Origin of the sequence: Rubrivivax albus, from assembly GCF_004016515.1 — a bacterium.
Lineage (GTDB): Bacteria > Pseudomonadota > Gammaproteobacteria > Burkholderiales > Burkholderiaceae_C > Rubrivivax > Rubrivivax albus.
Map to the genome: position 1 here is coordinate 638,876 of NZ_SACT01000001.1, position 25,008 is coordinate 663,883.

The 25,008-nt window shown below is 71.7% G+C and carries 21 protein-coding genes and 2 tRNA genes; 13 read left to right on the plus strand and 10 right to left on the minus strand.

Features of this window, described 5'->3' with window-relative positions; genetic code table 11:
• Positions 1 to 46: 46 nt before the first annotated feature.
• The 3 genes from ENE75_RS02925 to ileS are packed head-to-tail and all read right to left on the minus strand — an operon-like array spanning position 47 to position 5,110.
• The gene (locus ENE75_RS02925; RefSeq protein ID WP_128195440.1) at positions 47 to 1,732 is read right to left on the minus strand and encodes an ABC1 kinase family protein; all 1,686 of its coding nucleotides are present in this window, start codon (positions 1,730 to 1,732) and stop codon (positions 47 to 49) included.
• 4 nt (positions 1,733 to 1,736) lie between these two features.
• On the minus strand, positions 1,737 to 2,267 hold the full coding sequence (lspA, locus tag ENE75_RS02930) for a signal peptidase II (protein WP_128195442.1): 531 nt from the start codon (positions 2,265 to 2,267) through the stop codon (positions 1,737 to 1,739).
• Positions 2,267 to 5,110 (minus strand): isoleucine--tRNA ligase, encoded by a 2,844-nt coding sequence (gene ileS / locus ENE75_RS02935; RefSeq protein WP_128195444.1) that lies wholly within the window; start codon positions 5,108 to 5,110, stop codon positions 2,267 to 2,269. Before ileS ends, lspA begins: the two co-directional genes overlap by 1 nt.
• Before the next feature lie 234 nt (positions 5,111 to 5,344).
• Between ileS and ENE75_RS02940 the strand changes: the two genes are divergently transcribed.
• Positions 5,345 to 6,157: a MipA/OmpV family protein gene (locus tag ENE75_RS02940; protein WP_128195446.1), complete on the plus strand. Its 813-nt coding sequence runs from the start codon at positions 5,345 to 5,347 to the stop codon at positions 6,155 to 6,157.
• A 131-nt stretch (positions 6,158 to 6,288) separates the two neighbouring features.
• Positions 6,289 to 8,361, plus strand: coding sequence for an Ig-like domain-containing protein (locus ENE75_RS02945; protein ID WP_128195448.1), 2,073 nt, complete (start codon positions 6,289 to 6,291; stop codon positions 8,359 to 8,361).
• On the opposite strand, the gene ENE75_RS02950 is transcribed toward ENE75_RS02945, so the two are convergent.
• Positions 8,358 to 9,326, minus strand: a complete 969-nt coding sequence (locus ENE75_RS02950; RefSeq protein WP_128195450.1) for a bifunctional riboflavin kinase/FAD synthetase — start codon at positions 9,324 to 9,326, stop codon at positions 8,358 to 8,360. The genes ENE75_RS02945 and ENE75_RS02950 overlap by 4 nt on opposite strands.
• Positions 9,327 to 9,495: 169 nt before the next feature.
• Positions 9,496 to 10,221, minus strand: a complete 726-nt coding sequence (locus ENE75_RS02955; protein ID WP_128195452.1) for a pseudouridine synthase — start codon at positions 10,219 to 10,221, stop codon at positions 9,496 to 9,498.
• A gap of 32 nt (positions 10,222 to 10,253) precedes the next feature.
• On the opposite strand from ENE75_RS02955, the gene ENE75_RS02960 reads away from it, so the two are divergent.
• Positions 10,254 to 11,486 carry a pyridoxal-phosphate-dependent aminotransferase family protein gene (locus ENE75_RS02960; RefSeq protein ID WP_158288844.1) on the plus strand — a complete coding sequence of 411 codons (1,233 nt, stop codon included), beginning with the start codon at positions 10,254 to 10,256 and terminating at the stop codon, positions 11,484 to 11,486.
• On the opposite strand, the gene ENE75_RS02965 is transcribed toward ENE75_RS02960, so the two are convergent.
• Positions 11,429 to 12,472, minus strand: coding sequence for a quinone-dependent dihydroorotate dehydrogenase (locus tag ENE75_RS02965; protein WP_128195456.1), 1,044 nt, complete (start codon positions 12,470 to 12,472; stop codon positions 11,429 to 11,431). The two genes, ENE75_RS02960 and ENE75_RS02965, sit on opposite strands and share 58 nt — an antisense overlap.
• 33 nt (positions 12,473 to 12,505) lie before the next feature.
• On the opposite strand from ENE75_RS02965, the gene rpiA reads away from it, so the two are divergent.
• Both rpiA and ENE75_RS02975 read left to right on the plus strand, forming a co-directional pair.
• On the plus strand, positions 12,506 to 13,165 hold the full coding sequence (rpiA, locus tag ENE75_RS02970; RefSeq protein ID WP_128195458.1) for a ribose-5-phosphate isomerase RpiA: 660 nt from the start codon (positions 12,506 to 12,508) through the stop codon (positions 13,163 to 13,165).
• 36 nt (positions 13,166 to 13,201) lie between these two features.
• A complete protein-coding gene (locus tag ENE75_RS02975; protein ID WP_128195460.1) occupies positions 13,202 to 13,420 on the plus strand; it encodes a hypothetical protein in 219 nt (72 codons plus the stop codon).
• Here ENE75_RS02975 and mnmC read toward each other — a convergent pair whose 3' ends face one another.
• The 4 genes from mnmC to ENE75_RS02995 form a co-directional block, all read right to left on the minus strand.
• The gene (mnmC, locus tag ENE75_RS02980; RefSeq protein WP_128195462.1) at positions 13,421 to 15,325 is read right to left on the minus strand and encodes a bifunctional tRNA (5-methylaminomethyl-2-thiouridine)(34)-methyltransferase MnmC2/FAD-dependent 5-carboxymethylaminomethyl-2-thiouridine(34) oxidoreductase MnmC1; all 1,905 of its coding nucleotides are present in this window, start codon (positions 15,323 to 15,325) and stop codon (positions 13,421 to 13,423) included.
• Positions 15,304 to 16,245 (minus strand): heme-dependent oxidative N-demethylase subunit alpha family protein, encoded by a 942-nt coding sequence (locus ENE75_RS02985; protein WP_128195464.1) that lies wholly within the window; start codon positions 16,243 to 16,245, stop codon positions 15,304 to 15,306. Before ENE75_RS02985 ends, mnmC begins: the two co-directional genes overlap by 22 nt.
• 63 nt (positions 16,246 to 16,308) lie before the next feature.
• Positions 16,309 to 16,863: an elongation factor P gene (gene efp, locus ENE75_RS02990; protein WP_128195466.1), complete on the minus strand. Its 555-nt coding sequence runs from the start codon at positions 16,861 to 16,863 to the stop codon at positions 16,309 to 16,311.
• A gap of 64 nt (positions 16,864 to 16,927) precedes the next feature.
• Complete coding sequence (locus ENE75_RS02995) at positions 16,928 to 17,911, minus strand: elongation factor P maturation arginine rhamnosyltransferase EarP (RefSeq protein ID WP_128195469.1); 984 nt, start codon at positions 17,909 to 17,911, stop codon at positions 16,928 to 16,930.
• Positions 17,912 to 17,946: 35 nt separating this feature from the next.
• Between ENE75_RS02995 and ENE75_RS03000 the strand changes: the two genes are divergently transcribed.
• From ENE75_RS03000 to ENE75_RS03035, 8 genes are all read left to right on the plus strand, one after another.
• A complete protein-coding gene (locus ENE75_RS03000; protein ID WP_128195471.1) occupies positions 17,947 to 19,920 on the plus strand; it encodes an excinuclease ABC subunit UvrC in 1,974 nt (657 codons plus the stop codon).
• Positions 19,907 to 20,440, plus strand: a complete 534-nt coding sequence (locus ENE75_RS03005; RefSeq protein WP_128195473.1) for a hypothetical protein — start codon at positions 19,907 to 19,909, stop codon at positions 20,438 to 20,440. The genes ENE75_RS03000 and ENE75_RS03005 overlap by 14 nt, the downstream gene beginning before the upstream one ends.
• Before the next feature lie 28 nt (positions 20,441 to 20,468).
• Positions 20,469 to 21,035, plus strand: a complete 567-nt coding sequence (gene pgsA, locus ENE75_RS03010) for a CDP-diacylglycerol--glycerol-3-phosphate 3-phosphatidyltransferase (protein ID WP_128195475.1) — start codon at positions 20,469 to 20,471, stop codon at positions 21,033 to 21,035.
• Between the two features lie 10 nt (positions 21,036 to 21,045).
• Positions 21,046 to 21,936: a DMT family transporter gene (locus ENE75_RS03015; RefSeq protein ID WP_128195477.1), complete on the plus strand. Its 891-nt coding sequence runs from the start codon at positions 21,046 to 21,048 to the stop codon at positions 21,934 to 21,936.
• 193 nt (positions 21,937 to 22,129) lie between these two features.
• Positions 22,130 to 22,402: an HU family DNA-binding protein gene (locus ENE75_RS03020; protein WP_128195479.1), complete on the plus strand. Its 273-nt coding sequence runs from the start codon at positions 22,130 to 22,132 to the stop codon at positions 22,400 to 22,402.
• Between the two features lie 11 nt (positions 22,403 to 22,413).
• Positions 22,414 to 22,489: transfer RNA gene (locus ENE75_RS03025), tRNA-Val, on the plus strand.
• Between the two features lie 93 nt (positions 22,490 to 22,582).
• Complete coding sequence (locus tag ENE75_RS03030) at positions 22,583 to 24,478, plus strand: peptidylprolyl isomerase (RefSeq protein ID WP_128195481.1); 1,896 nt, start codon at positions 22,583 to 22,585, stop codon at positions 24,476 to 24,478.
• Positions 24,479 to 24,500: 22 nt separating this feature from the next.
• Positions 24,501 to 24,576 (plus strand) — tRNA-His (locus ENE75_RS03035).
• Positions 24,577 to 25,008 lie beyond the last annotated feature (432 nt).

Here is a 25,008-nt window from a genome sequence, read left to right on the forward strand (position 1 = left end):
TTGTAGCCCGGCCATGCGCCGGCGGGTATCGGGCCCGCCCCGGGGATCAGTCGTCGTGCCGCTTCTCACGCCGGATCGACCGCACCAGCCAGATCGCGCCACCGGCCGCGCCGACGAAGCCCAGGAAACCGAAGGCCGGCAGGCCGAAAAGCGTGGGCCCGCCACCCACCGTCATCACGATGGACGAGCCGATGATCAGCGCGGCGATGACGATGGCCATCGACAGCCGCGTGGCCGCACGGTCGAGCTGGTCGCCCACGCGCTGCAGGTGCGCCAGTTCCAGCCCCACGCGCAGCTGGCCATGGCGGGCGCGGCGCAGCAGGCGCGAGACGTCGTGCGGCAGCTTCTCGGCGGTGGACGCCAGCTTCAGCGCCGCCTGCCAGGCCCGCTGGCCCAGCGCCTTGGGCTTGTAGCGTGCACGCAGCACGCGCTGCAGCAGCGGCAGCGCCTCCTGCGCCACGTGGAAGTCCGGGTCCAGGCCTCGGCCCATGCTCTCCAGCGAGACGAAGGCCTTGATCAGCAGCGCCAGATCGCCCGGTAGGGTCAGCGACTGCTCGCGCAGCACGTCGGTCACCTCGGTGAGCATGCGGCCCAGGTTCAGCTGTGACAGCGGCGTGCCGTGGTACTGGTCGACGAAGGCCTCGATGGCCGACTCCAGTTCGGCCAGATCCACACCGCGCGTGTCACCGGTCCAGTCCAGCAGCACCTCGGCCACCGCGGGCGGGTCGCGCTGCACCAGGCCCAGCAGCAGGTCCAGCAGTTCCTCGCGCCGGCGCGGCGGCAGGCGGCCGACCATTCCGAAGTCGATGAAGGCCAGCCGGTTGCCCGGCAGGTAGAAGACGTTGCCGGGGTGCGGGTCGGCGTGGAAGTAGCCGTCCTCGACGATCATCTTCAGCACCGCCTGCGCGCCGCGTTGGGCCAGCACCTTGCGGTCCAGGCCCGCAGCGTCGACGGCGGCCAGGTCCTCGCCGGGCAGGCCGTCCACCCGGTCCTGCACGTTCACGCGCGCGCCTGTGAAGGCCCAGTGCACGCGCGGGATGTCGACGAATCCCAGCGGTGCCAGGTTGCCGGCCACACGCTCGGCGCTGCGGCACTCGGCGGCCAGGTCGAGCTCGCGGCGCAGCGAGCGGGCGAACTCGCGCACCAGCTGCTGCGGGCCATAGGGCACCAGGGCCGGCCACTGGCGCTCGGCCACGCCGGCCAGGCGCTGCAGCAGGCGCAGGTCGGACTCGATGACCGCCTCGATGCCGGGCCGGCGCACCTTGACGATGACTTCGGTGCCGTCGTGCAGCCTCGCCCGGTGCACCTGGGCGATCGATGCCGCGGCCAGCGGTTCGGTGTCGAACCACGCGAACACCGTCTCCGGCTCGCCGCCGAGGTCCTCGCGCAGCTGCGGCCGCAGCGTCTCCATCGGTACCGGCGGCACCTTGCTGTGCAGCTTGCTGAGTTCGCGCAGCCAGTCGGCGTCGAGCAGGTCGCCGCGGCCGGCCAGCACCTGGCCGAGCTTGACGAAGGTGGGGCCGAGTTCCTCGAAGGCGCGGCGCACCTGCTCCGGCGGCGACAGCCGTGCCAGTTCGGCCGCGTTCTCGCGCTTGAGCACGTGGCCGGCACGTTCCAGCGCGTCCACCATGCCCAGCCGGCGCACGGCCTCGCCCAGACCGTGGCGCATCAGCACCCCGGCGATCTCCTGCATGCGGCCGAGGTCTTGCAGGGAGAGGCTGTCCACGCTCAACGCCTCAGGCGACGCGCGACCGCCGCACGCGCAGCAACTCGTCGAGGATCAGGCAGATCGCACCCAGCGTGATCGCGCTGTCGGCGATGTTGAAGCTGGGGAAGTAGCCGCCGTGGAACAGCGGCTCGAGGATCGCGAAGCGGAACTGCAGGAAGTCCACCACGTAGCCGTGGATCAGGCGGTCGACCACGTTGCCCACCGCGCCGCCCAGGATCATCGTCAGCGCAAAGCAGAACAGCCGCTGGTCGCCATGCCGCCGCAGCATCCAGACGATGAAGACCGAGGCCACCACGCCGATGCCGACGAAGAACCAGCGCTGCCAGCCCCCGGCGCCGGCCAGGAAGCTGAAGGCCGCGCCCGGGTTGTGCGCGCGCACGAGGTTGAAGAAGGACGTGATCGTGACGCTGTCGCCGAGCTGGAAGGCATTGACGATCAGCGTCTTCGTGACCTGGTCGGCGACGATGACGAACACCGCCAACCCCAGCCAGAGCGCCAGGCTGGGGCCGCGGCGGTGCATCAGGCTCGTCCTTGCCATCAGGCGTGCACGCGCGCTTCGCCGGCGCCGTGCAGGTTGTCGGTGCAGCGGCGGCACAGACCCGGGTGTGCGGCGTCGTGGCCGACGTCGTCGCGCCAGTGCCAGCAGCGCTCGCACTTGGTGGCGGTGGATGGCGTCACCGTGACCGACAAGGCTTCCGCGGACGACACCGACAGCGCGCTGACGATGAAGACGAACTTCAGGTCCTCGCCCAGCGACTGCAGCAGGGCCAGGTCCTCCGGCGGCGCGCCGATGGCCAGCGTAGCCTGCAGCGACGACCCCACCGCGCCGGTGCCGCGCACGGCCTCGATCTCCTTGTTGGCCAGCTCGCGGATCTCGCGCAGGCGGGCCCACTTGGGCAGCAGCGCCACGTCTTCGCCGTCGAAATTCCAGTAGGTCTCGGTGAAGATCGATTCAGTGTGGCCCACCAGCTTCCAGGCCTCTTCCGCCGTGAAGCTGAGGAACGGCGCCATCCAGCGCAGCATGGCCTGAGTGATCTGCCACAGCGCCGTCTGCGCGCTGCGGCGGGCCAGGCTCTTCGGCGCCGACGTGTAGAGCCGGTCCTTCAGCACGTCCAGGTAGAAGGCGCCCAGGTCCTCGCTGCAGAAGACCTGCAGCTTGGCCACCACCGGGTGGAACTCGTAGACCTCGTAGTGCTTGAGGATCTCGGCCTGGAACTCGGCGCTGCGCGCCAGCGCCCAGCGGTCGATCTCGAACAACTGGTCGGCCGGCACGGCGTCGGTCTTCGGGTCGAAGTCGGACGTGTTGGCGAGAAGGAAGCGCAGCGTGTTGCGGATGCGTCGGTAGGCGTCCACCACACGGGCGAGGATCTTGTCGTCGCCGGCGATGTCGCCACTGTAGTCGCTGGCGGCCACCCACAGGCGGATGATCTCCGCGCCCAGCGTCGAACTCACCTTCTGCGGCTCGATGCCGTTGCCCAGGCTCTTGCTCATCTTGCGGCCCTGGCTGTCCACCGTGAAGCCGTGGGTCAGCAGGCCGCGGTAGGGTGCGCGGCCGTACAGCGCACAGGCCAGCAGCAGCGAGCTGTGGAACCAGCCGCGGTGCTGGTCGTGGCCCTCCAGGTAGAGGTCGGCCTCCGGGCCCTCGCGGTGCCAGCCCTCGGGGTGCTGGCCGCGCAACACGTGCCAGAAGGTGCTGCCGCTGTCGAACCAGACCTCCAGGATGTCGCTGCTCTTGGTGTAGTGCGGCGCGTCCTCGGCGCCGAGTATCTCCTCGGTGGTGACACGGCTCCAGGCCTCGATGCCGCCGGCCTCGACGATGTCGGCCGCCTGGTCCAGGATCTGCATCGTGCGTGGGTGCAGTTCCCCCGTGTCCTTGTGCAGGAAGAAGGGCAACGGCACGCCCCAGCTGCGCTGGCGGCTGATGCACCAGTCGGGCCGGTTGGCGATCATGTCGCGCAGGCGGGCGCGCCCGTTCTCCGGATAGAAGCCGGTGTGGTCGATGGCCTCCAGCGCCATCTGGCGCAGGGTCTTCGGGGCCTTGTCGGTGGTGAAGACACCCTCGCCTTCGTCCATGCGCACGAACCACTGCGCCGCGGCGCGGTAAATCACCGGGCTCTTGTGGCGCCAGCAGTGCGGGTAGCTGTGCGTGATGGCCTCGGTGGCCATCAGCCGGCCGGCGTCGCGCAGCGTGTCGATGATCTGCGGCACGGCCTTCCAGATGTTCAGGCCGCCGAAGAGCGGGAAGTCCTCGGCATAGCGGCCGTGGCCCTGCACAGGGTTCAGGATGTCGTCGTAGGCCAGGCCATGCGCGACACAGCTGTTGAAGTCGTCCAGGCCGTAGGCCGGCGACGAATGCACGATGCCCGTGCCGTCGTCGGCGGTGGCGTAGTCGGCCAGGTAGACCGGGCTCAGGCGGTCATAGCCGGCATGCACGTGGGCCAGCGGGTGGCGGAAGTGGATGCCGCCGAGCTTCTCGCCCGGTGTCGTGGCCACCACGTGGCCCGTCAGGCCGTAGCGTTTGAGGCAGGCCTCCACCAGCGAGGCGGCGAGGATCAGCTGCCCGCGCTCGGTGTGCACCAGCGCGTACTCGATCTGCGGGTTCAGGTTCAGCGCCTGGTTGGCCGGGATGGTCCAGGCGGTGGTGGTCCAGATCACCGCGAAGGCTTCGCCGACGATCTCCGGCAGGCCGAAGGCCGCGGCCAGCTTGTCCGGCTCGGCGCACAGGAAGGCCACATCCAGCGTCTGGCTCTTCTTGTCGGCGTACTCGATCTCGAATTCCGCCAGCGAGCTGCCGCAGTCGAAGCACCAGTACACCGGCTTGAGGCCGCGGTAGACGAAGCCGCGCTCGATCACGCGCTTGAAGGCGCGGATCTCGCCGGCCTCGTTGGCCGGGTCCATCGTGGCGTAGCGGTGCGCCCAGTCGCCCAGCACGCCCAGGCGCTGGAAGTCCTTCATCTGCAGCGCGATCTGCTCGGTGGCGTAGGCGCGGCTCTTGGCCTGCATCTCGTCGCGGCTCAGGCCGCGGCCGTGCGCCTTCTCGATCGCGTTCTCGATCGGCAGGCCATGGCAGTCCCAGCCCGGCACGTACTGGGCGTCGAAGCCGGCCAGCTGGCGCGCCTTGACGATCATGTCCTTGAGGACCTTGTTGACCGCGTGGCCCATGTGGATGGCGCCGTTGGCATACGGCGGGCCGTCGTGCAGCACGAACAGCGGCGCGCCGCGGCGGGCGTCGCGCAGGCGCTTGTAGAGGCCATCGTCCTGCCACTGCTGCAACCAGGCGGGTTCACGCTTGGCCAGGTCGCCGCGCATCGGGAACGGCGTGTCGGGCAGGTTCAGGGTCTGTCGGTACTCGGGCGAGGGCTTTTCGGTGGGGGCGTTCATGGCGTCGGGCCGCACGGGCGGCAGATCGATCGGGACGTCGCCGCCGCGGGCATCCGCAGGGGTGCGCGGCGAACGGTGCGCAGGCTTCAGCCGTCCTTCAGACGGCGCTGCGAATAATTCGGTCGCGCGTCGTCTGGCGCCGCGTGGCCGAATGTCCGCGGGCGATGGGGGGTGCGGTTCCGTTCGTCGCCATGCGGCGATTCTAGCGACGCCACTTCCGTTGAATCCCTGCTGATGTCCCTCTGCCTGCGAGCCCTGCCGATCCTGCTGCTGACCGGGGGCCTGGCCCATGCCGCCGAACCCACCGCCGGTGATGCCAGACCGCCGCGCTTCGAGGGCGCGATCGGGCTGATCTCGTCGTACGGACCGGAATACAGCGGCGCCGAGCGCTCGGCCTGGCGAGTCCGTCCGGCGGGGTTCCTGCGCTACGGCCGGATCACGATCTCCGGGGCCGGTGGTTTCACCACCCGCCGCGAGGACGACGTCGAGCGTGGCATCGCGGCCGAGCTGGTGGAGCGCAAGACCTGGCGGCTCAGCCTCAGCGGGCGCTGGACCAATGGGCGCCAGGAGGCCGACAGCGATGCACTGGCCGGCATGGGTGACATCGACGGCACCGTGCTCGCCCGCTTGCGCCTGCAATGGCTGCCCGAGGGGCCCTGGCGGTACTCGCTGGCCGTGAGCACCGACGTGCTGGGCCATGGCGGCGGCTCGCTGGGCGAACTCGGTGCCGCGCGCAGCTGGACGCTGGGCGCCGAAACGCGCCTGCAGTTCGGCGCCGGCCTGAGCTTCGGCAGCGACACCTACATGCAGTCGTGGTACGGCGTGACGCCGGCCCAGTCGCAGCGCAGTGGTTACCCCGTCTACACCCCGGGCAACGGCCTGCGCGACGTGGCGGCGGGGCTGACCCTGCGCCACGAACTCGGCAAGCACTGGGACAGCTACGTCGGCGCCCATGCCTCGTGGGAGATCGGCGCCGCCGCGAAGAGCCCGCTGGTGCAGCAGAGGCTGGGCTGGTCGCTGGGCGCGGGGCTGGTCTGGCGGTTCTGAGATTCGCCGCAGGTGGCAGTTCCCGGTCGAGCCCCAGATGCATCGCTCCTTGAGGTGATGCCCGCGCGGTCCGTCAGGACCACAGTCACCGGGCCCGCGGCAGCTGGATCGCGGGGTCATGGAGGACACGCATGCATCACCGTCACCGACTTCGGCTGGCGCGCGCGGCAGTGCCGGCCTGGCTGGCGATTGCGCTGGTCGCCTGCGGCGGCAACGACCGCCCGGACGCCACCGTCACCGCCGCCGACGACGCGGCCACGCTCGACTGGCGCAGCAGCGCGCTGGTCGACGTGCTGGCCAACGACAGCGCCACCCGTGGCGCGCTGAGCCTGACGGCCGTCGACCCGCCGGCCAACGGCACGGCCGTGATCGAGAACGGCCAGCTGCGCTACACGCCCGCCGACGGCTGGTTCGGCACCGAGAGCGTGCGTTACACCGTCCAGGCCGAGGCCGGCGGTGCCACCGCGATGGCCACCGCGACCTTCACCGTGCAGGCACGGCTGACGCTCAGCGGCACGATCACCGACGCGCCCATCGCCGGCGCCGCCGTGACGGTGCAGGTCGGCGACCAGACCGTCGAGGTCACGGCTGACGACCAGGGGCGCTACGTCGTAGAGGTGGCCAGCGCCGACCCGGCGGCCTGGGTGCAGGTCGCGGGCACCAGCCCGGACGGCCGCGTGCGCCTCGTCAGCGTGGTCGGCGCGCTCGCCGGCGTGGCGGCGCAGGCCGGCACGGACAGCGGTGACGTCGACGCCGCAGCCTTGCCGGCGCTGGATGCCACGCACTGGACCAGCGCGGAAGCGGCGCTGCGTGCGCGTGCGCTGGGTGGCAACCTGCCGGCCAGTGCCGAGGACATGGCGGCGAGCGACGGCGCCGTCCGGGCGCAGGATCTCCAGGCGCTGGCCATCGCGGTGAACCTCATCGCCGACGGTGGCGTGGCGCCGCCGGCGGGCGCGTCCGACAGCTTCGCGCTGCTGCTCGATGCCGCGGCCACCCAGGCCTTCGTCCGGGCGCAGGCCACTGGCAACGCCGACGCCTATGCGGCCGCCGAACGGGCCGTGCTGGCCACTGTGCCGGCACCGGCCGGCGAGCCCTGGGCGATCACCGAGGCGCGCGTGCTGAGCTACAGCGACGGCGGCAACCCGATCTCCTCGTACGACCTCACGGTGGAGATGCAGCCGGACGGCACGGCGGTCGTGCACGCCGAAGACCAGCGTCACGCCGCCCGATGGACGGCCGCCGGGGCCGACCTGGCGATCACGCTCGACGTTCCGATGGAACAGGTCAGCGTGATGTGCCTGGACGACCCGGTCACCGGCAGTTGCATGCAGCACACCTCGGTCTTCCGGACCCTGGGCTACCGGCTGCGGGCGGTCGATGGCGGCAGTGCCGTGAAGCTGCCGGTCCTGCTCGGCACCCCCTACGAGCACGTCTGGGTCGACGGGCCGCAGGCCGGCGAGGTGATCTCTGCCTCGGACGGCAGCACGGGCTTCCTGACCACGATGCTCGACCTCGCCGGGCGCGCCGGCGTGACAGCCGACGAACTGGTGGTCGGGGCACGGCTGGCCGGCGTGACCTCCCAGCCCGCACCCGACGCCGCCGTGTCCGGTGTGACGCGCGACGACATCCTGACCATCACCGGTCCCGGCACGGGCCGGTTCGAGATCTCAGGCCAGGCGGCGACCTGGTCGCTCGAGGACGGCTGGGTGACCGTGCGCGCCGACGGCCTGCCAGCGCGCCAGTACACGCGTCTGGAGCGCGACCCGCTGACCGGCCTGGAGTCCTGGCTGGCCGCGAGCGTGCCGACCGACGCCAACGAACCCGTGACCTACAGCATGGAGCAGGAGCTGCTGTTCGTGGATCCGGCGCTGGCCATCACCGCCGAGTCGGCGGCGCGCCGCTGGCGCAGCGAAGGTTTCGTGCGCGCCAACCCGCAGTTCTCCAGCCTGGATCCCAATTACGTGCTCAACCCGGACGGCAGAGCCAGCGGCAGTGCCATCCAGCGCTGGCAGCTCGCGAGCGATGGCACGCTGGAGTTGGTGCGGGTCTCGGGCGGCCAGGACTACCTGCGCCGCTGGATCCCGCTGCGCCGGGTCGGTGACAACCTGATCGTGCTCGAGATCATCGACTGGGGCTACATCGAGCCCGGCATGTTCACCCGCCGCATCAACTGGCAGCTGGACCTCGGGCCGGCCGGCGGCTAGCCGGGCATCGGGCGGCGCGCGGCGAACCAGTCGCGCGCCGCCTGCACGTCGGCGGCGATGCCGGCCTGCAGCGCGTCCAGAGACGGGTAGGGCCGCTCGTCGTGCAGCTTGTGCAGCAGGTCCACGGTGACGCAGTGGCCGTAGCCGGCCTCATTCGCGAGACCCGATGGCCAGTCGAGCACATGGGTCTCCAGCAGCACACGCCCGGCGTCTTCCACTGCTGGGCGAACGCCCAGGCTGGACACCGCTGGCAGCGGGTGTGCGGCCAGCCCGCGCACCTGCGACACGAAGATGCCCATCGCCGCCGGACGCGGGTGGCCGAAGCGCTGGTTCAGCGTGCGAAAGCCGAGTTCGCGTCCCAGCTTGCGGCCGTGCAGCACCCGGCCGCTGAGGGCGTAGGGCCGGCCCAGCAGGTCGGCCGCACGCGCCATGTCGCCGGCGGCCAGGGCCTCGCGCACGGCCGAGCTGGACACGCGCAGCCCGTGCACCTCGTAGCTCTGCATGCGCGCCACGTCGAAGCCGCGGCGCGCGCCCTCGGCGTCCAGCAGCGCATAGTCGCCGGCGCGGCGGGCACCGAATCGGAAGTCGTCGCCCACCAGCACGTAGCGCGCGTCCAGCCGGCGGCACAGCACCTCGTCGATGAAGGCCTGCGGGCTCAGTGCCGCCAGCGCCGCGTCGAAGCGCATCACCATCACCTGGGCGACACCGCACCGGGCCAGTTCGGCCAGCTTGTCGCGCAGCGTGCCGATGCGCCGGGGCGCGGCATCCGGCGTGCCGGCGCGTGCGGCAAAGAAGTCGCGCGGGTGCGGTTCGAATGTGAGCACCGCCGGCGGCAGGCCGCGGTGGCGCGCCTCGCTGGCCAGCAGCGCCAGCATGGCCTGGTGGCCGCGGTGCACGCCGTCGAAGCTGCCGATGGTCAGGGCACAAGGGCCCGGGGCGGTGCCTGGGCCATGCAGGATCTTCATGCCCTGGGATTATCCCCGTCGACCTGAGCGCAGACCCGGGCGCCTTCGCCCCGTGGCGTTTCCCGGCAGGCGACAAGGCGCGCTTCCTGCACAGCGTCAACAAGGGCCTGCGCGCGATGCCGACCTGGGAAGGCATCGCCAGGCCGGCGCAGATCGAGGCGATCTGGCGCTACATCGGCAGCGTCGACGGCTGGCCGCCCGAGGCCGTGGCCGGCGCCGCGAACACCGCGGGGTCCAGCCAGACCCAGTGACCGGGCGCCAGCGCGCCCAGCGTCAGCGGCCCGAAGGCGCTGCGGTGCAGCGCCTCCACGCGGTTGCCCGCAGCGGCCACCATGCGCTTGACCTGGTGGTACTTGCCCTCGGTGAGCACCAGGCGCAGCGTGCGTTCGCCAGTGGCCTCCACCGCCGCGGCGCGCACCGGTGCCGGGTCGTCGTCGAGCACCACGCCGTCGCGCAGCGCCTGCAGCTGCCCGGCGTCCACCGGATGCTTGGCCGTCACCTCGTAGACCTTGGGCACGTGGTGCTTGGGCGAGGTCAGGCGGTGGATCAGCGCGCCGTCGTCGGTCAGCAGCAGCAGGCCCGTGGTGTCGGCGTCCAGCCGCCCCACCGGCTGCACGCCACGGCGCTGCAGCGGCGCCGGCAGCAGGCCCATCACGCTGGGGTGGTGGCGCGGCTTCTGGCTGCATTCGTAGCCCGCGGGCTTGTGCAGCATCAGCAACGCCTTGGCGTGCACCGGCCAGCGCACGCCGTCGACCTCGACCTCGGTGGCGTCGGTCTCGGCGAACGGGTCGTCGACCACCACATCGCCGACACGCACGCGGCCGGCCAGCACCAGGCCCTCGCATTCGCGGCGGGCGCCGAAACCTTGGCTGAAGAGCAGTCGGGCGAGTTGCACACGGCGATTGTCGCCGCCGTAGCATGCGCGCCATGACCGAGCACCTTCCTGGCCTGCGCTTCCTGCACTCCCCAGGCCCCACGCACCTGCCCGACGCGGTGATCGCCGCCATGGCCCGCCAGCCCATGGACCTGGCCGACCCGCGCGTGGCCGCCACGCTGGCCGCCTGCGAAGCCGGCGTGCGCCGGCTCGCCGGCACGGCGGCCGCCCAGCCCATCTTCTTCATCGCCAACGGCCACGGCGCTTGGGAAGCCGTGGTGCAGAACCTGCTGGCGCCCGATGCGCTGGCGCTGGTGCCCGGCACCGGGCACTTCAGCGAGAGCTGGGCGCGCCAGACCGAGGCCCTGGGCCGTGGCGTCGTGCGCACGCCGTGGACCGAAGGCGAACCGATGGACGTCGACGCCGTCGAGGCCGCGCTGCGCGCCGACCTGTCCGGCGGCCGGCACCGCATCGCCGCCGTCTTCATGGTGCACACCGACACCGCCAGCGGCACGACGCACTCGATCGACGCCGTGCGCGCCGCGATGGACGCCGCCGGCCATCCGGCGCTGCTGGTGGTGGACGCGGTGGCCTCGCTGGGCGCGGCGCCGCTGGCGATGGACGCGCAGCGCATCGACGTGCTGGTGGGCGCGTCGCAGAAGGGCCTGATGCTGCCGCCGGGCGTGGGCTTCACACTGGTGAACGCGGCGGCGATGGCGGTGGCCGCGGCCAACCCGACGCCGCGCTTCTACTGGGACTGGGTGCTGCGCGTGGGCGAGATGCCCTACCAGAAGTTCTGCGGCACGCCGCCGCTGACGCTGATGGCCGGCATGGAAGCCGGCCTGGCCCTGCTGTTCGCCGAAGGCCTGGAGGCCGTCTTCGCCCGCCACCGGCGGCTGGCCGGCGCGGTGCAGGCGGCGGTGGCGGCGTGGGCAGACGGCGGCGCGGTGGACTTCTTCTGCCGCGTGCCGGCGGCGCGCTCGGTGTCGGTGACGGCCATCTCCACCGCGCCGGGCGTGGACGCCGACGCCATCCGCCGCACCGCGCGCGAGGCCTTCGACGTGTCCATCGCCGGCGGCCTGGGCCCGCTGGCCGGGCGCGTGTTCCGCATCGGGCACCTGGGCGACCTCAGTGCGCCGATGGTGTTGGGGGCGCTGGGCGGCGTGCAGGCGGCACTGCAACAGCTGCGCATCCCGATCGGCCGGGACGGTGTCGCGGCGGCGGTGGACTATCTCGCGCTGGACAGCGCCCGCGCCACCTCGGGCACCAGAGGAGAGCCGCGGTAGATCAGCCCCGTGTAGACCTGCACCAGGTCGGCCCCGGCAGCGATCTTGGACTGCGCATCGGCGCCGGAGAGCACGCCGCCGACGCCGATGATCGGAAAGCCCGGCCCCAGCGCCGTGCGCAGAGCGCGGATCACGCGGTTGCTGGGCTCGAGCACCGGCGCGCCCGACAGGCCGCCGGCTTCATCCGCATGCGGCAGGCCGGTCACCGCGTCGCGCGCGATGGTGGTGTTGGTGGCGATCACGCCGTCGATGCCATGGCGCTGCAGCGTGGCGGCGATCAGCGCGATCTGCGTGTCGTCCAGGTCGGGCGCGATCTTCAGGAACATCGGCACGCGGCGGCCGAACTTGTCGGCCAGCACTTCGCGCCGCGCGACCAGTGCGCCCAGCAGTGCGTCCAGTGCCTCGTCGGACTGCAGCGCGCGCAGGTTCTTCGTGTTCGGGCTGGAGATGTTGACGGTGACGTAGTCGGCGTGCGCGTACACGCCGTCCAGGCAAGCCAGGTAGTCGTCGGCCGCGCGCTCGATCGGCGTGGCGGCGTTCTTGCCGATGTTCAGCCCCACCAGGCCGCCCGCGGCGCGGAAGCTGCGCGCGCGGCGCACGTTGGCCAGGAAGGCGTCCAGACCCTCGTTGTTGAAGCCCAGGCGGTTGATCAGCGCGTGCTGCGCCGGCAGGCGGAACATGCGTGGCTTGGGGTTGCCCGGCTGTGCCTTGGGCGTGACGGTGCCCACCTCGATGAAGCCGAAGCCCATCGCGCCCAGGCCGTCGATGCAGCGGCCGTTCTTGTCCAGGCCGGCGGCCAGGCCCACGCGGTTGGGGAAGCGCAGCCCGGCCACGGTCACCGGGTCGCTGACCCGGGTCTGCGACCACAGGCACTGCAGCGGCGTGTTCTGCAACCGGGCGATCGCGTCCAGCGTCAGTTCGTGGGCCTGTTCCGGGTCCAGCCCGAACAGGAAGGGGCGCGTCAGCGCGTAGGGGATCAGGGCCATGGGCCGGGATTGTGGCCGACCGATAATCCGCCCATGACACAGGACGAACTGAAGCAGCTGGTGGCCCAGGCGGCCGTGGCCCACGTGGTCGAAGGTGCCTGGCTCGGCGTGGGCACGGGCAGCACGGTGAACCTGTTCATCGACGCGCTGGCGGCCTCGGGCAAGCGCATCCGTGGCGCGGTCAGCAGCAGCGAGGCCAGCACGGCGCGGCTGCGGGGCCACGGCATCGAGGTGGTGGATGCCGCGTCGGTGGACCGGCTGCCGGTCTACGTCGACGGCGCCGACGAGATCGACGGCCGCGGCCACATGATCAAGGGCGGCGGCGCGGCGCTGACGCGCGAGAAGATCGTCGCCGACCTGGCCGACCGCTTCGTCTGCATCGCCGACGAATCCAAGCTGGTGGACGTGCTGGGCCGCTTTCCGCTGCCGGTGGAGGTGATCCCGATGGCTGCGCCGCAGGTGGCGCGGCGCTTCGCCGCGCTGGGCGGCCAGGCCTCGCTGCGCCTGGGCGTGCTCACCGACAACGGCCACCCGATCCTCGACGTGCGCGGCCTGCGCATCGCCGACCCGCTGGCGATGGAGACCGAAGTCAACCAGTGGCCCGGCGTGGTGACCGTGGGCATCTTCGCGCGCCACCGCGCCAAGCTGGCGCTGCTGGGCATGCCGCAGGGCGTTCGCACGCTGGATTTCTGATCTATCCTCCCTCTTCACTTGCTCCAAGGAGATCCATTGGCCAAGCCCAACTACTCGTTCGAAAAGCGTCAGCGCGAACTCGCCAAGAAGAAGAAGAAGGAAGAGAAGGCCGCCAGCAAGGCCGCCGCAAAGGCAGCCGGCCACGGCGATGACGAGATGAACCCGAACGAGGCAGCGGCGGCCCTGGCGCAGGACGAGAGCGGCGACGCCGACGACGCCGCACCGGCCGACGAGGCGCCGGCGCCGCGCGGCTGATCAGCCGCCCAGGCGGTTGGGCGCCTGCCTGGCCGCGCGCACCCGCCAGCGGGCGGGGTCCCAGGCCTGCGCCAGCGACGCTTCCAGAGGCCACGGCGTGCCGCACACCTGGCTGGCCAGCAGCCGCCCGGCCAACGGCCCCCAGGTCAGCCCCCGCGAGCCCAGCGCGCCGAGCACGAACAGCCCCGGTGCGCGCACCACACGGTCCAGTCGCGTCGCGTCGGGCGCGTTCATGGCCGGCACGGCCCCCACGACCGGCAACCGGTCCGGCACCTGGGCGCGCCAGCCGACGCGGCCGCCGTCCGGCGGCGGTGCCCGCCAGCCGCAGAGCGCCTCCAGTCGTGCACGGTTGAAGTCGTGGTCGGTCACACGTGCTGCCGCGTCGGTGTCGCCGGGTTGCGCGGTCGCGCCGGTCAGCAGGCCGCCGTCACCCAGGTCGAGCAGGTAGCCGCGCCCCGCCAGCGGCACCCGGGGCCGCGGCGCGTCCGCCGGGACACGGCGCCACAGGCTCACCTGCCCGCGTGAACGGCCCATCGGCCAGCCGGCCCAGGGCGCGAGGTGCGCGGCATCGGCGGCGTTGGCGAGCACGAGCGTGTCGGCGGTGGCAAGGCGCCGACCGTCGGTGTCGAACAGCGCCCAGCGCCCGTCGATGTGGTCGATGCGCGCCACCGCCATGCCGCCGTCGAAAGGGATGTTGGCCAGCAGGCGGGCGGCCAGCGCACCCGGGGCGATCCAGCCGCCCCCGGGGTACCACCACGCCGTCTGGGTCACCGCCACGCCGGCGCGTGCCGAGGCTGCCGCGGCGTCCAGCGCCTGCACGTAGCCGCCTGGCAACGCATGCCGGTCGATCAGCGCCTGCAGTGCCGCCACGTCCTCGCCGGCGCCGGCCAGGCGCAACAGGCCCTCCGCGGCACCGGGCACGCCGCGGCCGATCCAGCCGGGCAGCACGCGGGCGGCATGCAGCGCCGCGGCGCGCAGCGTGCGCGCGTGGGCGCCATCGTCGGCCATCACCACGCCATGGAACAGACCGCCGGCGTTGCCCGAGGCCTCCTGGGCCGGCGCGGCGTGACGGTCGAGCACGCGAACCCGGCAGCCCGCGGCCGCGAGTTCATGTGCCGCCCAGGCCCCGGCGAGGCCGGCGCCGAGCACCAGCACCTCGCCCGGTGGCGTGACCGGCGGCGCACGGTGCATCGTGGCGGGCGGGTCGAAGACGGCGCGCAGCGTCTCGCGCTTGTCGCCCACCGGTGGCCCGATCTCGACGCGGAAGCCGGCGCTGCGCAGGCCCTCGCGCACGGGGCGCGCCACGCTCCAGGTGGCGGCCGTGGCGCCGGGCGCGGCACGACGCGCCATCGCCTGCAGCAACTCGGGCGACCACATCGCAGGGTTTCGGTCCGGGGCGAAGCCGTCGAGGTACAAGGCGTCCGCCCGCAGGTGCACTTCCCGCCAAGCGCGTGCAGCGTCGCCGAAGGCCAGCAGCAGACGAATGCGCCCGCCGTCGAAGTCCAGCGCGTGCCAGCCGGCCAGCAGCGGCGGCCAGACGGCAACCAGGGCCTGTGCCAGCGCGGGGAACGGGGACGTTGCGAGCGCACGCGCCAGGTCGGCACCGCGGGCAGGGTGGCCTTCGACGCCCACGTAGTGCAGCCGCGTGCAGCGCTGCGGGTCGTCGTGCCACGCCGCCCAGGTGGCCAGGAAGTTCTGGCCCAGGCCGAAGCCGTTCTCGGCGATGGTGAATTCGGCCCGGCCGCGCCACCGGTGGGGCAGGCCGTTGCCGGCCAGGAACACCGCCTGCGCCTGCGCGGTGGCGCCGATGCGCGCGTGGTAGGCATCGCCGAAGTCCGGCGCCTGCGGCCTCCCGTTGGCGTCGAAGACGATGCGGGCCGGTGTCAGCGGACCGTGCGCAGCCATTGCAGCAGCGGTTCGCGCACGGCGGTCAGCGCTCTGTAGGCCAGCACGGCGTCGCTCATTGACGCGATGGCTTCGTGCAGCGCCATCGCCTGTGCCTCGGCGGTGATGGCCTCGGCCAGCGGGCGGCAGTCGACGGCGATGGTGAACACCGCTTGCGCCACCCCGGGCACGGGCACGAAGGTCTGCCGCTCCGTGCGCCACCAGGCACCGGCTGGCAGCGTGGCCGCGATGCCGGCCGGCCAGCGCACCGGGTCCACGTGGCGCGGGTGGGCGTGCAAGCGCGGGTGGCCGGTGACGTTCCACACGAAGCGTTCCCAGCGTGCGTCGCCGGTCATCAGGGTCACCAGCTGAGGCGCGGCGCGGCGGACCAGCTCGGCGTCGGCCACCGGGGCGTGCACCTCGGCGAAACCTCGGCCCACCTTGTCCTGCGGAGCCCAGTGCGACGGCAGGCACACGGCCATCCACGGCACGGTGCCGTCGCTGGCGTCGACGACGGCCAGGTCCTCGGCGAAGGCCAGCGCCAGCAGGCCGGCCAGCCGCCACGGCGCCGGCAGCGGGCGCAGGCAGCGCGCGATCTCGTCGCCCAGGCCGAAGGCGCCGGTGGACTCGTGCTGCACGTCGGCGCCGTGCACGGCCGTGCCCAGCCGCAGCGCCCGCGCCGTGCGGCCGTCCCAGGCGAAGGCCTGGGGGTGCTCGGCGGCGGCGTGCGCCGCCAGCGCGTGCAGCGCGGGCTGGGGGTCGAAGCCGGGTCGCGCCTGCAGCGCGAGCTCGGGAGAGGCGCTGAGCACGGCGAGCTTTTCGCGCTGGTGGCGCGAGCCCGGGGCCAGCGGCGTCAGCTGTGGCGTGCCGGGCGCCAGCCGCCGCAGGCCCGGCTGCATGCGGAAGGGCGCGCTGACGGCGGCATCGAAATCGAAGGACATGAAAGCACGAAGGGCAGCCGAAGCTGCCCCGATTGTGCGGCGCCGGGCCGGACCGACCGCGGGTCAGACCCGCTTGCGGTACTCGTGCGTGCGGGTGTCGATCTCGATCTTGTCGCCGTCCTCGACGAACAGCGGCACGGCGATCTCGAAGCCGGTGCCGACCAGGCGGGCGGGCTTCATGACCTTGCCCGAGGTGTCGCCCTTGACGGCCGGTTCGGTGTTGATCTCGCGCACCACGCTGGTGGGCATTTCCACCGAGATGGCCTTGCCGTCGTAGAAGGTGACCTCGACGGTCATGCCGTCCTCGAGGTAGTTGATGGCGTCGCCCATGTTCTCGGCCTCGACCTCGTACTGGTTGTACTCGGCGTCCATGAACACGTACATCGGGTCGGCGAAGTAGGAGTAGGTGCACTCCTTCTTGTCCAGCACGATCTGGTCCATCTTGTCGTCGGCCTTGAAGACGACTTCCGCCCCGCCGCCGTTGAGCAGGTTCTTCATCTTCATGCGCACGGTGGCGGCACCGCGGCCGCCGCGGCTGTATTCGGTCTTGAGCACGACCATCGGGTCCTTGCCCTGCATGATCACGTTGCCGGCGCGGATTTCCTGAGCGAGTTTCATGGCGCTGTCCTGAGGTGGCGCGCGGCTCAGAGAAGTTGGTTTCCGCCGCGCAAAGCCCTTGATTCTACCCCGAGGTGCGTAGTTTCCCGAGCGCGAAGCGGCACAACTGCGTCACGAGGTCGTCCTGCGCGGCCAGCCGTGCTCGCAGCGATTCCGTGGCCGCGCGCCAGCGCGCTTCGTCGGGCCAGCGTGCCGGCCAGGGCGCAAAGCCGTTCCAGGCGTGCCAGAGCGCGCGCACCTCGGCATCGGGCTGGAGCAGGTCGAGCAGGGCATCGAGCTTGCTGCGGTGCACGCCGTCGTGCTGCGGGTAGATGTGCCAGACGAAGGGCACGCCGGCCCAGATGGCGCGCACCAGCGAGTCCTCGCCACGCACGATGGCCAGGTCGGCGGACCACAGCCAGCGATCGAAACCAGGTTGGTCGGTGTAGGGCAGGCGACGTGCATGCGGCGCCTGCACGGCCTGCGCGGGGCCAGGGCAGAGCCAGAGCTCACCGTCGAAGGCCTTGGCCAGCTCTGCCAGCGCCGGTGTGTCGTAGCAGAAGACCACGGCGCGGCGCGGCCCTGGCGGGCGTGCGAAGGCGGCCCGGGCCTCCAGCAGGGCCGGTTCGCGAAGCAGCCCGCCGGTGGCCGGCGTGAAGCCGGGAAAATGGAACCACTTGGTCAGCCCGTTCGCCTGCGGCGAGGGCAGGCCGTGAGAGCGTTCCACCCAGGCTTCGGCGCTGAGGTACTCCAGGTTGATCCACACCGGCGGGGCGCCAGGCCGCTCGGCCATGCGGGCCACGAAACCCGGCGGCGGGTCGCAACCGAAGGCCTCGACCACCACGTCGCCCGGTTCCCCGGCGGCGTCGAAGGCGCTCACCGTCACGCCCGAGGCGCCGTGGGGCGCCATCCAGCGCAGGGCCGACGCATCGTCCACCCACAGCCGCACCGTCTCGCCGCGCGCGGCCAGGTCGGCGGCCAGGCGCCAGCACACGCCGATGTCGCCGTAGTTGTCGATCACGCGGCAGAAGAGGTCCCAGGTCAGGGGCGCGTCGGGGCGGCTCGGCATGGCGGCATTGTCCGACGCGCCACAATCACGCCCCGATGACCGAGACCGCCGATCCGCGCGAACGCCTGCTGGCCGAGGTGGCGGCGTTGCCGTCGATGCCCGGTGTCTACCGCTACTTCGACGCTGCCGGCAACGTGCTCTACGTGGGCAAGGCGCGCAACCTGAAGAAGCGGGTGGCGAGCTATTTCCAGAAGGACCACGGCGGCACGCGCATTGGCACCATGGTCGGCCGCATCGCCCGGCTGGAGACCACGGTGGTGCGCAGCGAGGCCGAGGCCCTGCTGCTCGAGAACAACCTGATCAAGACGCTGAACCCGCGGTTCAACATCCTGTTCAGGGACGACAAGAGCTATCCGTACCTGAAGATCTCGGGCACGCGCACGGGCGATGCCGCGGCCTCCGCGGCCGCGCGGTTCCCGCGCGTGTCGTACTACCGTGGCGCGGTGGATCGGCGCCACCGCTACTTCGGGCCCTACCCGAACGCGTGGGCCGTCAAGCAGACCATCCAGCTCGTGCAGAAGGTGTTCCGCCTGCGCACCTGCGAGGACACGGTGTACGCGCACCGCACGCGGCCCTGCCTGCTGTACCAGATCCAGCGCTGCACCGCGCCTTGCGTGGGCTTCGTCAGCGCCGAGGACTACGCGCGCGACGTCTTCGACGCCGAGCGCTTCCTGCTCGGCGATGCCGACGCGGTGGTGCACGACCTGCAGGCCAAGATGATGGCCTGGGCCGAGGCGCTGGAGTTCGAGAAGGCGGCCGAACTGCGCAACCGCATCTCCGCACTGTCGAAGGTGCTGCACCAGCAGGCGATGGACGAGAGCAGCCTGTCGGCCAGCGACCGCGACGTGGACGTGCTGGCCGTCAAGGTGGCCGGCGGCCGCGCCTGCGTGAACCTGGCCATGGTGCGCGGCGGACGGCATCTGGGCGACCGGGCCTACTTCCCGGCACACGTGGACGAGGGTGTCGCGTTCCACGCCGACGACTTCGACGACCCGGTTCCGGATGGCGATGCCGCCACCGCGCCATCGCGGCGCGACCCCGAGGTGCAGGTGCTCGAGGCCTTTCTTGCGCAGCACTACGCGGGCCAGCCCGTGCCGCCGCTGCTGGTGACCAGCCACGCCGTCGACGAGGCCCTGGTGGCGGCGCTGGTCGAGGCCGCCAAGACCCGCGTGCGCGCCGTGCACCAGCCGCGCGAGCAGCGCCGCATCTGGCTGGAGATGGCGGTCAAGGGCGCGGAACTCGCGCTGGCACGGCTGCTGGCCGAGGAAGGCTCGCAGCGCGAGCGCACGCGCGCGCTGGCCGAGGCGCTGGACTTGGCCATCGACGACCTCGATGCCCTGCACATCGAGTGCTTCGACATCAGCCACACCGCCGGCGAGGCCACGCAGGCCTCCTGCGTGGTCTACCACCACCACGCCATGCAGGGCGCCGAGTACCGCCGCTTCAACATCGACGGCATCACCCCGGGCGACGACTACGCCGCGATGCGCCAGGTGCTCACGCGCCGCTACGCCAGGCTGGCCGAGGCGGTGGCGGCGGGCACGGCCAGCGGCAAGCACCGCCTGCCCGACCTGGTGCTGGTGGATGGCGGCCGCGGCCAGGTCAGCATGGCGCGCGAGGTGTTCGAGGAGCTGGGCCTGGACCTGTCGCTGATCGTCGGGGTGGAGAAGGGCGAGGGGCGCAAGGTGGGCCTGGAGGAACTGGTGTTCGCCGACGGCCGGCCCAAGGTCTACCTGGGCCACGACTCGGCGGCGCTGATGCTGGTGGCGCAGATCCGCGACGAGGCGCACCGCTTCGCCATCACCGGCATGCGCGCGAAGCGGGCCAAGGTGCGCACCGGTGGCAGCGCGCTGGAGGACATCCCGGGCGTCGGCCCGCGCAAGCGCGCGCGGCTGCTGCAGCGCTTCGGCGGCGTGCGTGGCGTGGGCAGTGCGAGCGTGGACGACCTGGCCAGCGTCGACGGCATTTCAAGGGCTCTGGCCGAGGAGATCTACCGTGCACTTCATTGAACGTGGCCCGGCGTGGGCTGCCCGCGTGCTGCTCGCCGGCGGCGCGCTGTGGCTGGCCGGTTGCAGCGGCCCACCGCCGTCGGCCCCGGCGCCCCCACCGCCGCCGGCGGCTACCACGCCGCCGGCGGGCAAGCCGGCACCGGGGCCGGCGGGCAGCGCGGCCGCGCGGCCGGCGCTGCCGCCACCCGTGCGCGCCCGCGACTGGGATCACTTCCGGCGCGAGGCGGCGCTGCGCATCGTGGCCGCCAACCCGGGCCGCACCTACGACGGCCCGGTGCCCGAACCGCTGCTGGCGATCCCGGTGCTGGAGATCGAGCTCGATGGTGAGGGCCGCGTACGCCACGTGCGCGTGATGCGCCACCCCACGCAGGCCAAGGACACGACGCAGCTGGCCATCGACGCCGTCAAGCGCGCCGGCCCGTTCGGCCCGGTGGCGCACCTGCCGCGGCCGTGGAAGTTCGTCGAGGTGTTCCTGTTCGACGACGACCGCCGCTTCAAGCCGCGCACGCTGGACGACTAGTCACCGTTCATCGCGCAGAATCGCCGCCATGTTCTTCACGCTGCCGACGCTGCTGACCTGGGCGCGCATCATCGCGATTCCGCTGATCGTCGGCGTGTTCTACCTGCCGCTGGACGCGGCCACGCGCAACCTCATCGCCACGGTGATGTTCGTCGTCTTCGCGCTCACCGACTGGGCCGACGGCTACCTGGCGCGCAAGCTGAACCAGACCTCGTCCTTCGGGGCCTTCCTCGATCCGGTGGCCGACAAGTTCCTGGTCTGCGCGTCGCTGCTGGTGCTGGTGCACCTGGACCGCGCCGACGTCTTCGTGGCGCTGATCATCATCGGCCGCGAGATCGCCATCTCGGCGCTGCGCGAGTGGATGGCGCAGATCGGCGCGTCGCGCAGCGTGGCGGTGCACATGCTGGGCAAGGTCAAGACCACGGTGCAGATGGTGGCCATCCCGTTCCTGCTCTACGACGGCGCGCTGTTCGGCCTCGTCGACACCCGGCTCTGGGGCAACGTGCTGATCTGGATCGCCGCCGTGCTCACCGTGTGGTCGATGGTGTACTACCTGCAGCGCGCCCTGCCGGAGATCCGGGCCAAGGTGAAGTGATCCGCCTGGCATGACAGGATCGGTCGAGTCCCCCTGGCTGCGGGCCATGCCGCTGGTGTTCGTCGGCATCTGGAGCACCGGCTTCGTCGTGGCGCGCTTCGGCATGCCGCACGCGCCGCCGCTGGGCTTTCTGGCCTGGCGCTATGCGCTGTCGGTGCTGGCCTTTGGCGTCTGGATCGTGCTGACGCGCCCGTCCTGGCCTCGCGGTCAGGCGCAATGGGGCTGGCTGGCCCTGGTGGGCGTGCTGATGCACGGCGGCTACCTGGGCGGCGTCTGGTCGGCCGTGAAGCTGGGGCTGGGTGCCGGCACGGCGGCGCTGATCGTCGGCCTGCAGCCGGTGCTCACCGCGCTGTGGGTGGCGTGGGCGGGCAGCGAACACCGGGTGACGCCCCGCCAGTGGGCTGGCCTGGCGCTGGGCCTGGCGGGCCTGGTGCTCGTCGTCTGGCACAAGCTGGGCGTCGGCGAGGTCACGGGGGCCAACGTGGCGCTGGCGCTGGGCGCGCTGGCCAGCATCACCGTGGGCACCCTGGTGCAGAAGGCCCGCGTGCGCCCTTGCGACGTGCGCACCGCCAACACCGTGCAGTTGCTGGCCGCCTTCGCCGTGACGGCACCGCTGGCATTGGCGCTGGAGACCGAGCCCATCGTGCTCCACCCGGAGCTGCTGGGTGCCATGGCGTGGTCGGTGCTGGGCCTCACGCTGGGCGGCAGTTCGTTGCTTTACCTGCTGATCCAGCGTGGGGCCGCCACCCGGGTCAGCAGCCTGATGTACCTAGTGCCCCCCTGCACGGCGCTGCTGGCCTGGCTGCTGTTCGACGAGGCACTGACCGCGGGTGTGCTGCTCGGCCTGGTGCTGACGGCGTTCGGCGTGGGGCTGGTCGTCCGTGCGCCGGCACAGCGTTGACGGAGGACTTCTCCCCCGCCCAGATCAAGCGGCCTGCATAGAATCCTTCACCATTCTTGACACCCGGGCGGAGCGGCGGATGTAATGCTTCGCACCATGGCGCGTGGCTGTGTGCGGTCCGACCGCCGCACCGCTGACCATCACCAACCTCATCCAACCGCCTGCTCAGGGGCATCACCAGGGGAAACCGTCCGTGAACAAGACCGAGTTGATCGAGCACATCGCCACCCAGGCCGACATCTCCAAGGCCGCGGCCACGCGGGCACTGGAGGCGATGATCGGCGGCGTCAAGGCGTCGCTGAAGAAGGGTGGCAGCGTCTCGATCTCCGGCTTCGGCACCTTTGCCGTCACCAAGCGTGCCGCGCGCACCGGCCGCAACCCGCGCACCGGGGCGCAGATCAAGATCAAGTCGGCCAAGGTGCCGAAGTTCCGCCCCGGCAAGGGGCTGAAGGACCATCTCAACTGATTCTTCCCGGCGGGTGCTTAGCTCAGCTGGCAGAGCGGCGCCCTTACAAGGCGTAGGTCGGCGGTTCGATCCCGTCAGCACCCACCACCGCCCGCACTAGAATCACGGGTCCGCAAATCCAGGCAACGAAGGCGAACAGCGGTTCGCCTTCGTGCTTTCAGGCCCCGGGAAATCCCAGCGATGTTCGACTTCGTCCGACAGCACTCCAAGCTGATGCTTGGCCTCATCGTGCTGCTGATCATCCCGTCCTTCGTCTTCTTCGGCATCGACGGCTACCAGCGTATGACCGACGGCGCCAACGCCACCGTGGCCGAGGTGGCCGGGCAGAAGATCACCCAGGCCGAGTGGGACCTGGCCCAGCGCCGCGCGGTCGAGACCATGCGCCAGCGCGTGCCAGGCGCCGAAGCGTCGCTGTTCGACACCCCCGAGTTCCGGCGCCAGGCGCTGGAGCAGCTGGTGCGCGAACGGCTGCTGCTGGCCGCCGCCTATGACCAGCACCTCGTGCCCACCCAGGCGCGCCTGCCGGAACTGGTGAAGTCCAGCGGCTACTTCGCACCCCTGCGCGGGCCGGATGGCCAGGTCGACCGCGACCGCGCGCTGCAGGCCGGCTTCGGCGACGCCGCCATGGAGCAGCAGATCGCGCTGCGCTACGGCATGGACGCCGTGCTGGGCGGCGTCAGCAGTTCCGCCCAGGCGGCCCCGGCCGTGGCCAACGCCGCGCTGGATGCGCTGCTGCAGCAACGCGAGGTGCAGGTGCAGGCCTTCGACGCCGGCGCCTACCGCGCCAAGGTGCAACCCACCGACGGCGAACTCGAGGCCTGGCACAAGAGCCACGCCGAGGAGTTCCGGGCGCCGGAGCAGGCGCAGATCGAATGGGTCATGCTCGACCTGGCCACACTGGCCAAGGACGTGGCCGTGCCCGAAGGTGATCTGAAGGCCTACTACGAGCAGAACGCCGAACGCTACACGCAGCCCGAGGAGCGCCAGGCCCGGCACATCCTGGTGAAGGCCGAACGCGAGGCGCCCGCCGCTGAGCGCGAGAAGGCCCGCGCCAAGGCCGAGCAGCTGCTGTCCCAGGCCCGTGCCAAGCCGGGCGACTTCGCCGCGCTGGCCAAGGCCAACTCCGACGACCCGGGTTCGGCGGCCGAGGGTGGCGACCTGGGCTTCTTCGGCCGCGGCGCCATGGTCAAGCCTTTCGAGGACGCGGCCTTCGCGCTCAAGCCGGGCGAGATCAGCCCAGTGGTCGAGTCCGACTTCGGCTACCACGTCATCCAGCTCGAGGCCACGCGCGGCGGCGAGAAGCGCCCGTTCGACGAGGTGCGCGGCGAAATCGAGCAGGAAGTCCGCCGCTCGCTGGCACAGCGCCGCTACGCCGAGGCCGCCGAGCAGTTCAGCAACATGGTCTACGAGCAGCCGGAGAGCCTGCAGCCCGTGATCGACCGGTTCAAGCTCGAGAAGCGCACGGCCACCGTGCAGCGGCAGCCGGCACCGGGGGGCGAAGGCCCGCTGGCGACGGCCAAGCTGCTCGACGCCGTGTTCGGCGACGATGCGCTGCGCCAGGGCCGCAACACCGATGCGGTCGAGACCGGTCCCAACCAGCTCGTGTCGGCCCGTGTGGTCAAGCACGAGCCCGAGCGCGTGCTGCCGCTGGCCGAGGTGCGCGACCAGGTGCGCGAACGTGTGGTCGCCGAGCAGGCCGCCGCGCTGGCGAAGAAGGATGCCGAAGCCCGCCTGGCGGCGCTGCGCGAGGCCAAGGACGGCGCTGGCCTGCCGGCGGCCGTGGTGGTGTCGCGGGCGCAGACGCAGGGCCTGCCGCGCCCGGTGGTGGAAGCGGCGCTCAAGGCCGACCCGAAGGCCGTGCCCAGCCTGCAGCTGGTGGACCTGGGCACCGCGGGCCAGGCCGTCCTGCGGGTGGGCCGCGTGCTGCCGCGCGACCCGGCCGCCGGTGGCGGCGACGCACCGCTGCGCGAGCAGTTTGCGCAGGCCCTGGGCAACGCCGAGGCCGAGGCCTACTACAAGGCGCTGGAGCAGCGCTACAAGGTCGTCATCAAGGCCAAGGATCCTGCCAAGCCCTGACGCTATAATGTCGGGCTCTGCGGTGGCTGTAGCTCAGTTGGTAGAGTCCCAGATTGTGATTCTGGTCGTCGTGGGTTCGAGTCCCATCAGCCACCCCAAGTAACACCGGGCACAAGCCCCTCCCGCGGCCCCTCATCGCAAGGTGAGGGGCCGTTGTCATTGGCGGCTCGACGGTCAGGATCTTCGCCACGATCGATGCTGGCGGCTGGTCGAAATGTCGGCTTTTGGGCGGGGCTTTCGCCATCAGCCCATGCGGCCTCGCCTAAGGTGCGCCGCGTGGGCAGATGCTCCCGTCAAGGCAAGGCCGGGTGACGATGGGCCCGACGAGCTACCGCGCCCTGGCAGCTGTGGCCGTGGCGCAAGAGTCCGCGACGAGGGCGGTCTGGAGGAAAATGCCGGACCTTGTCCCGGCCCTCGTTCTGGATCGGCTCGCGGCCGTTCGGCAGGCCCAGTGCATGCTGATGGGCGCTTCGCTTCTGCACGACGCAGCGAAGCGGGCCATCAGCGTGTCGGCCGGTGCTGGCATCCGT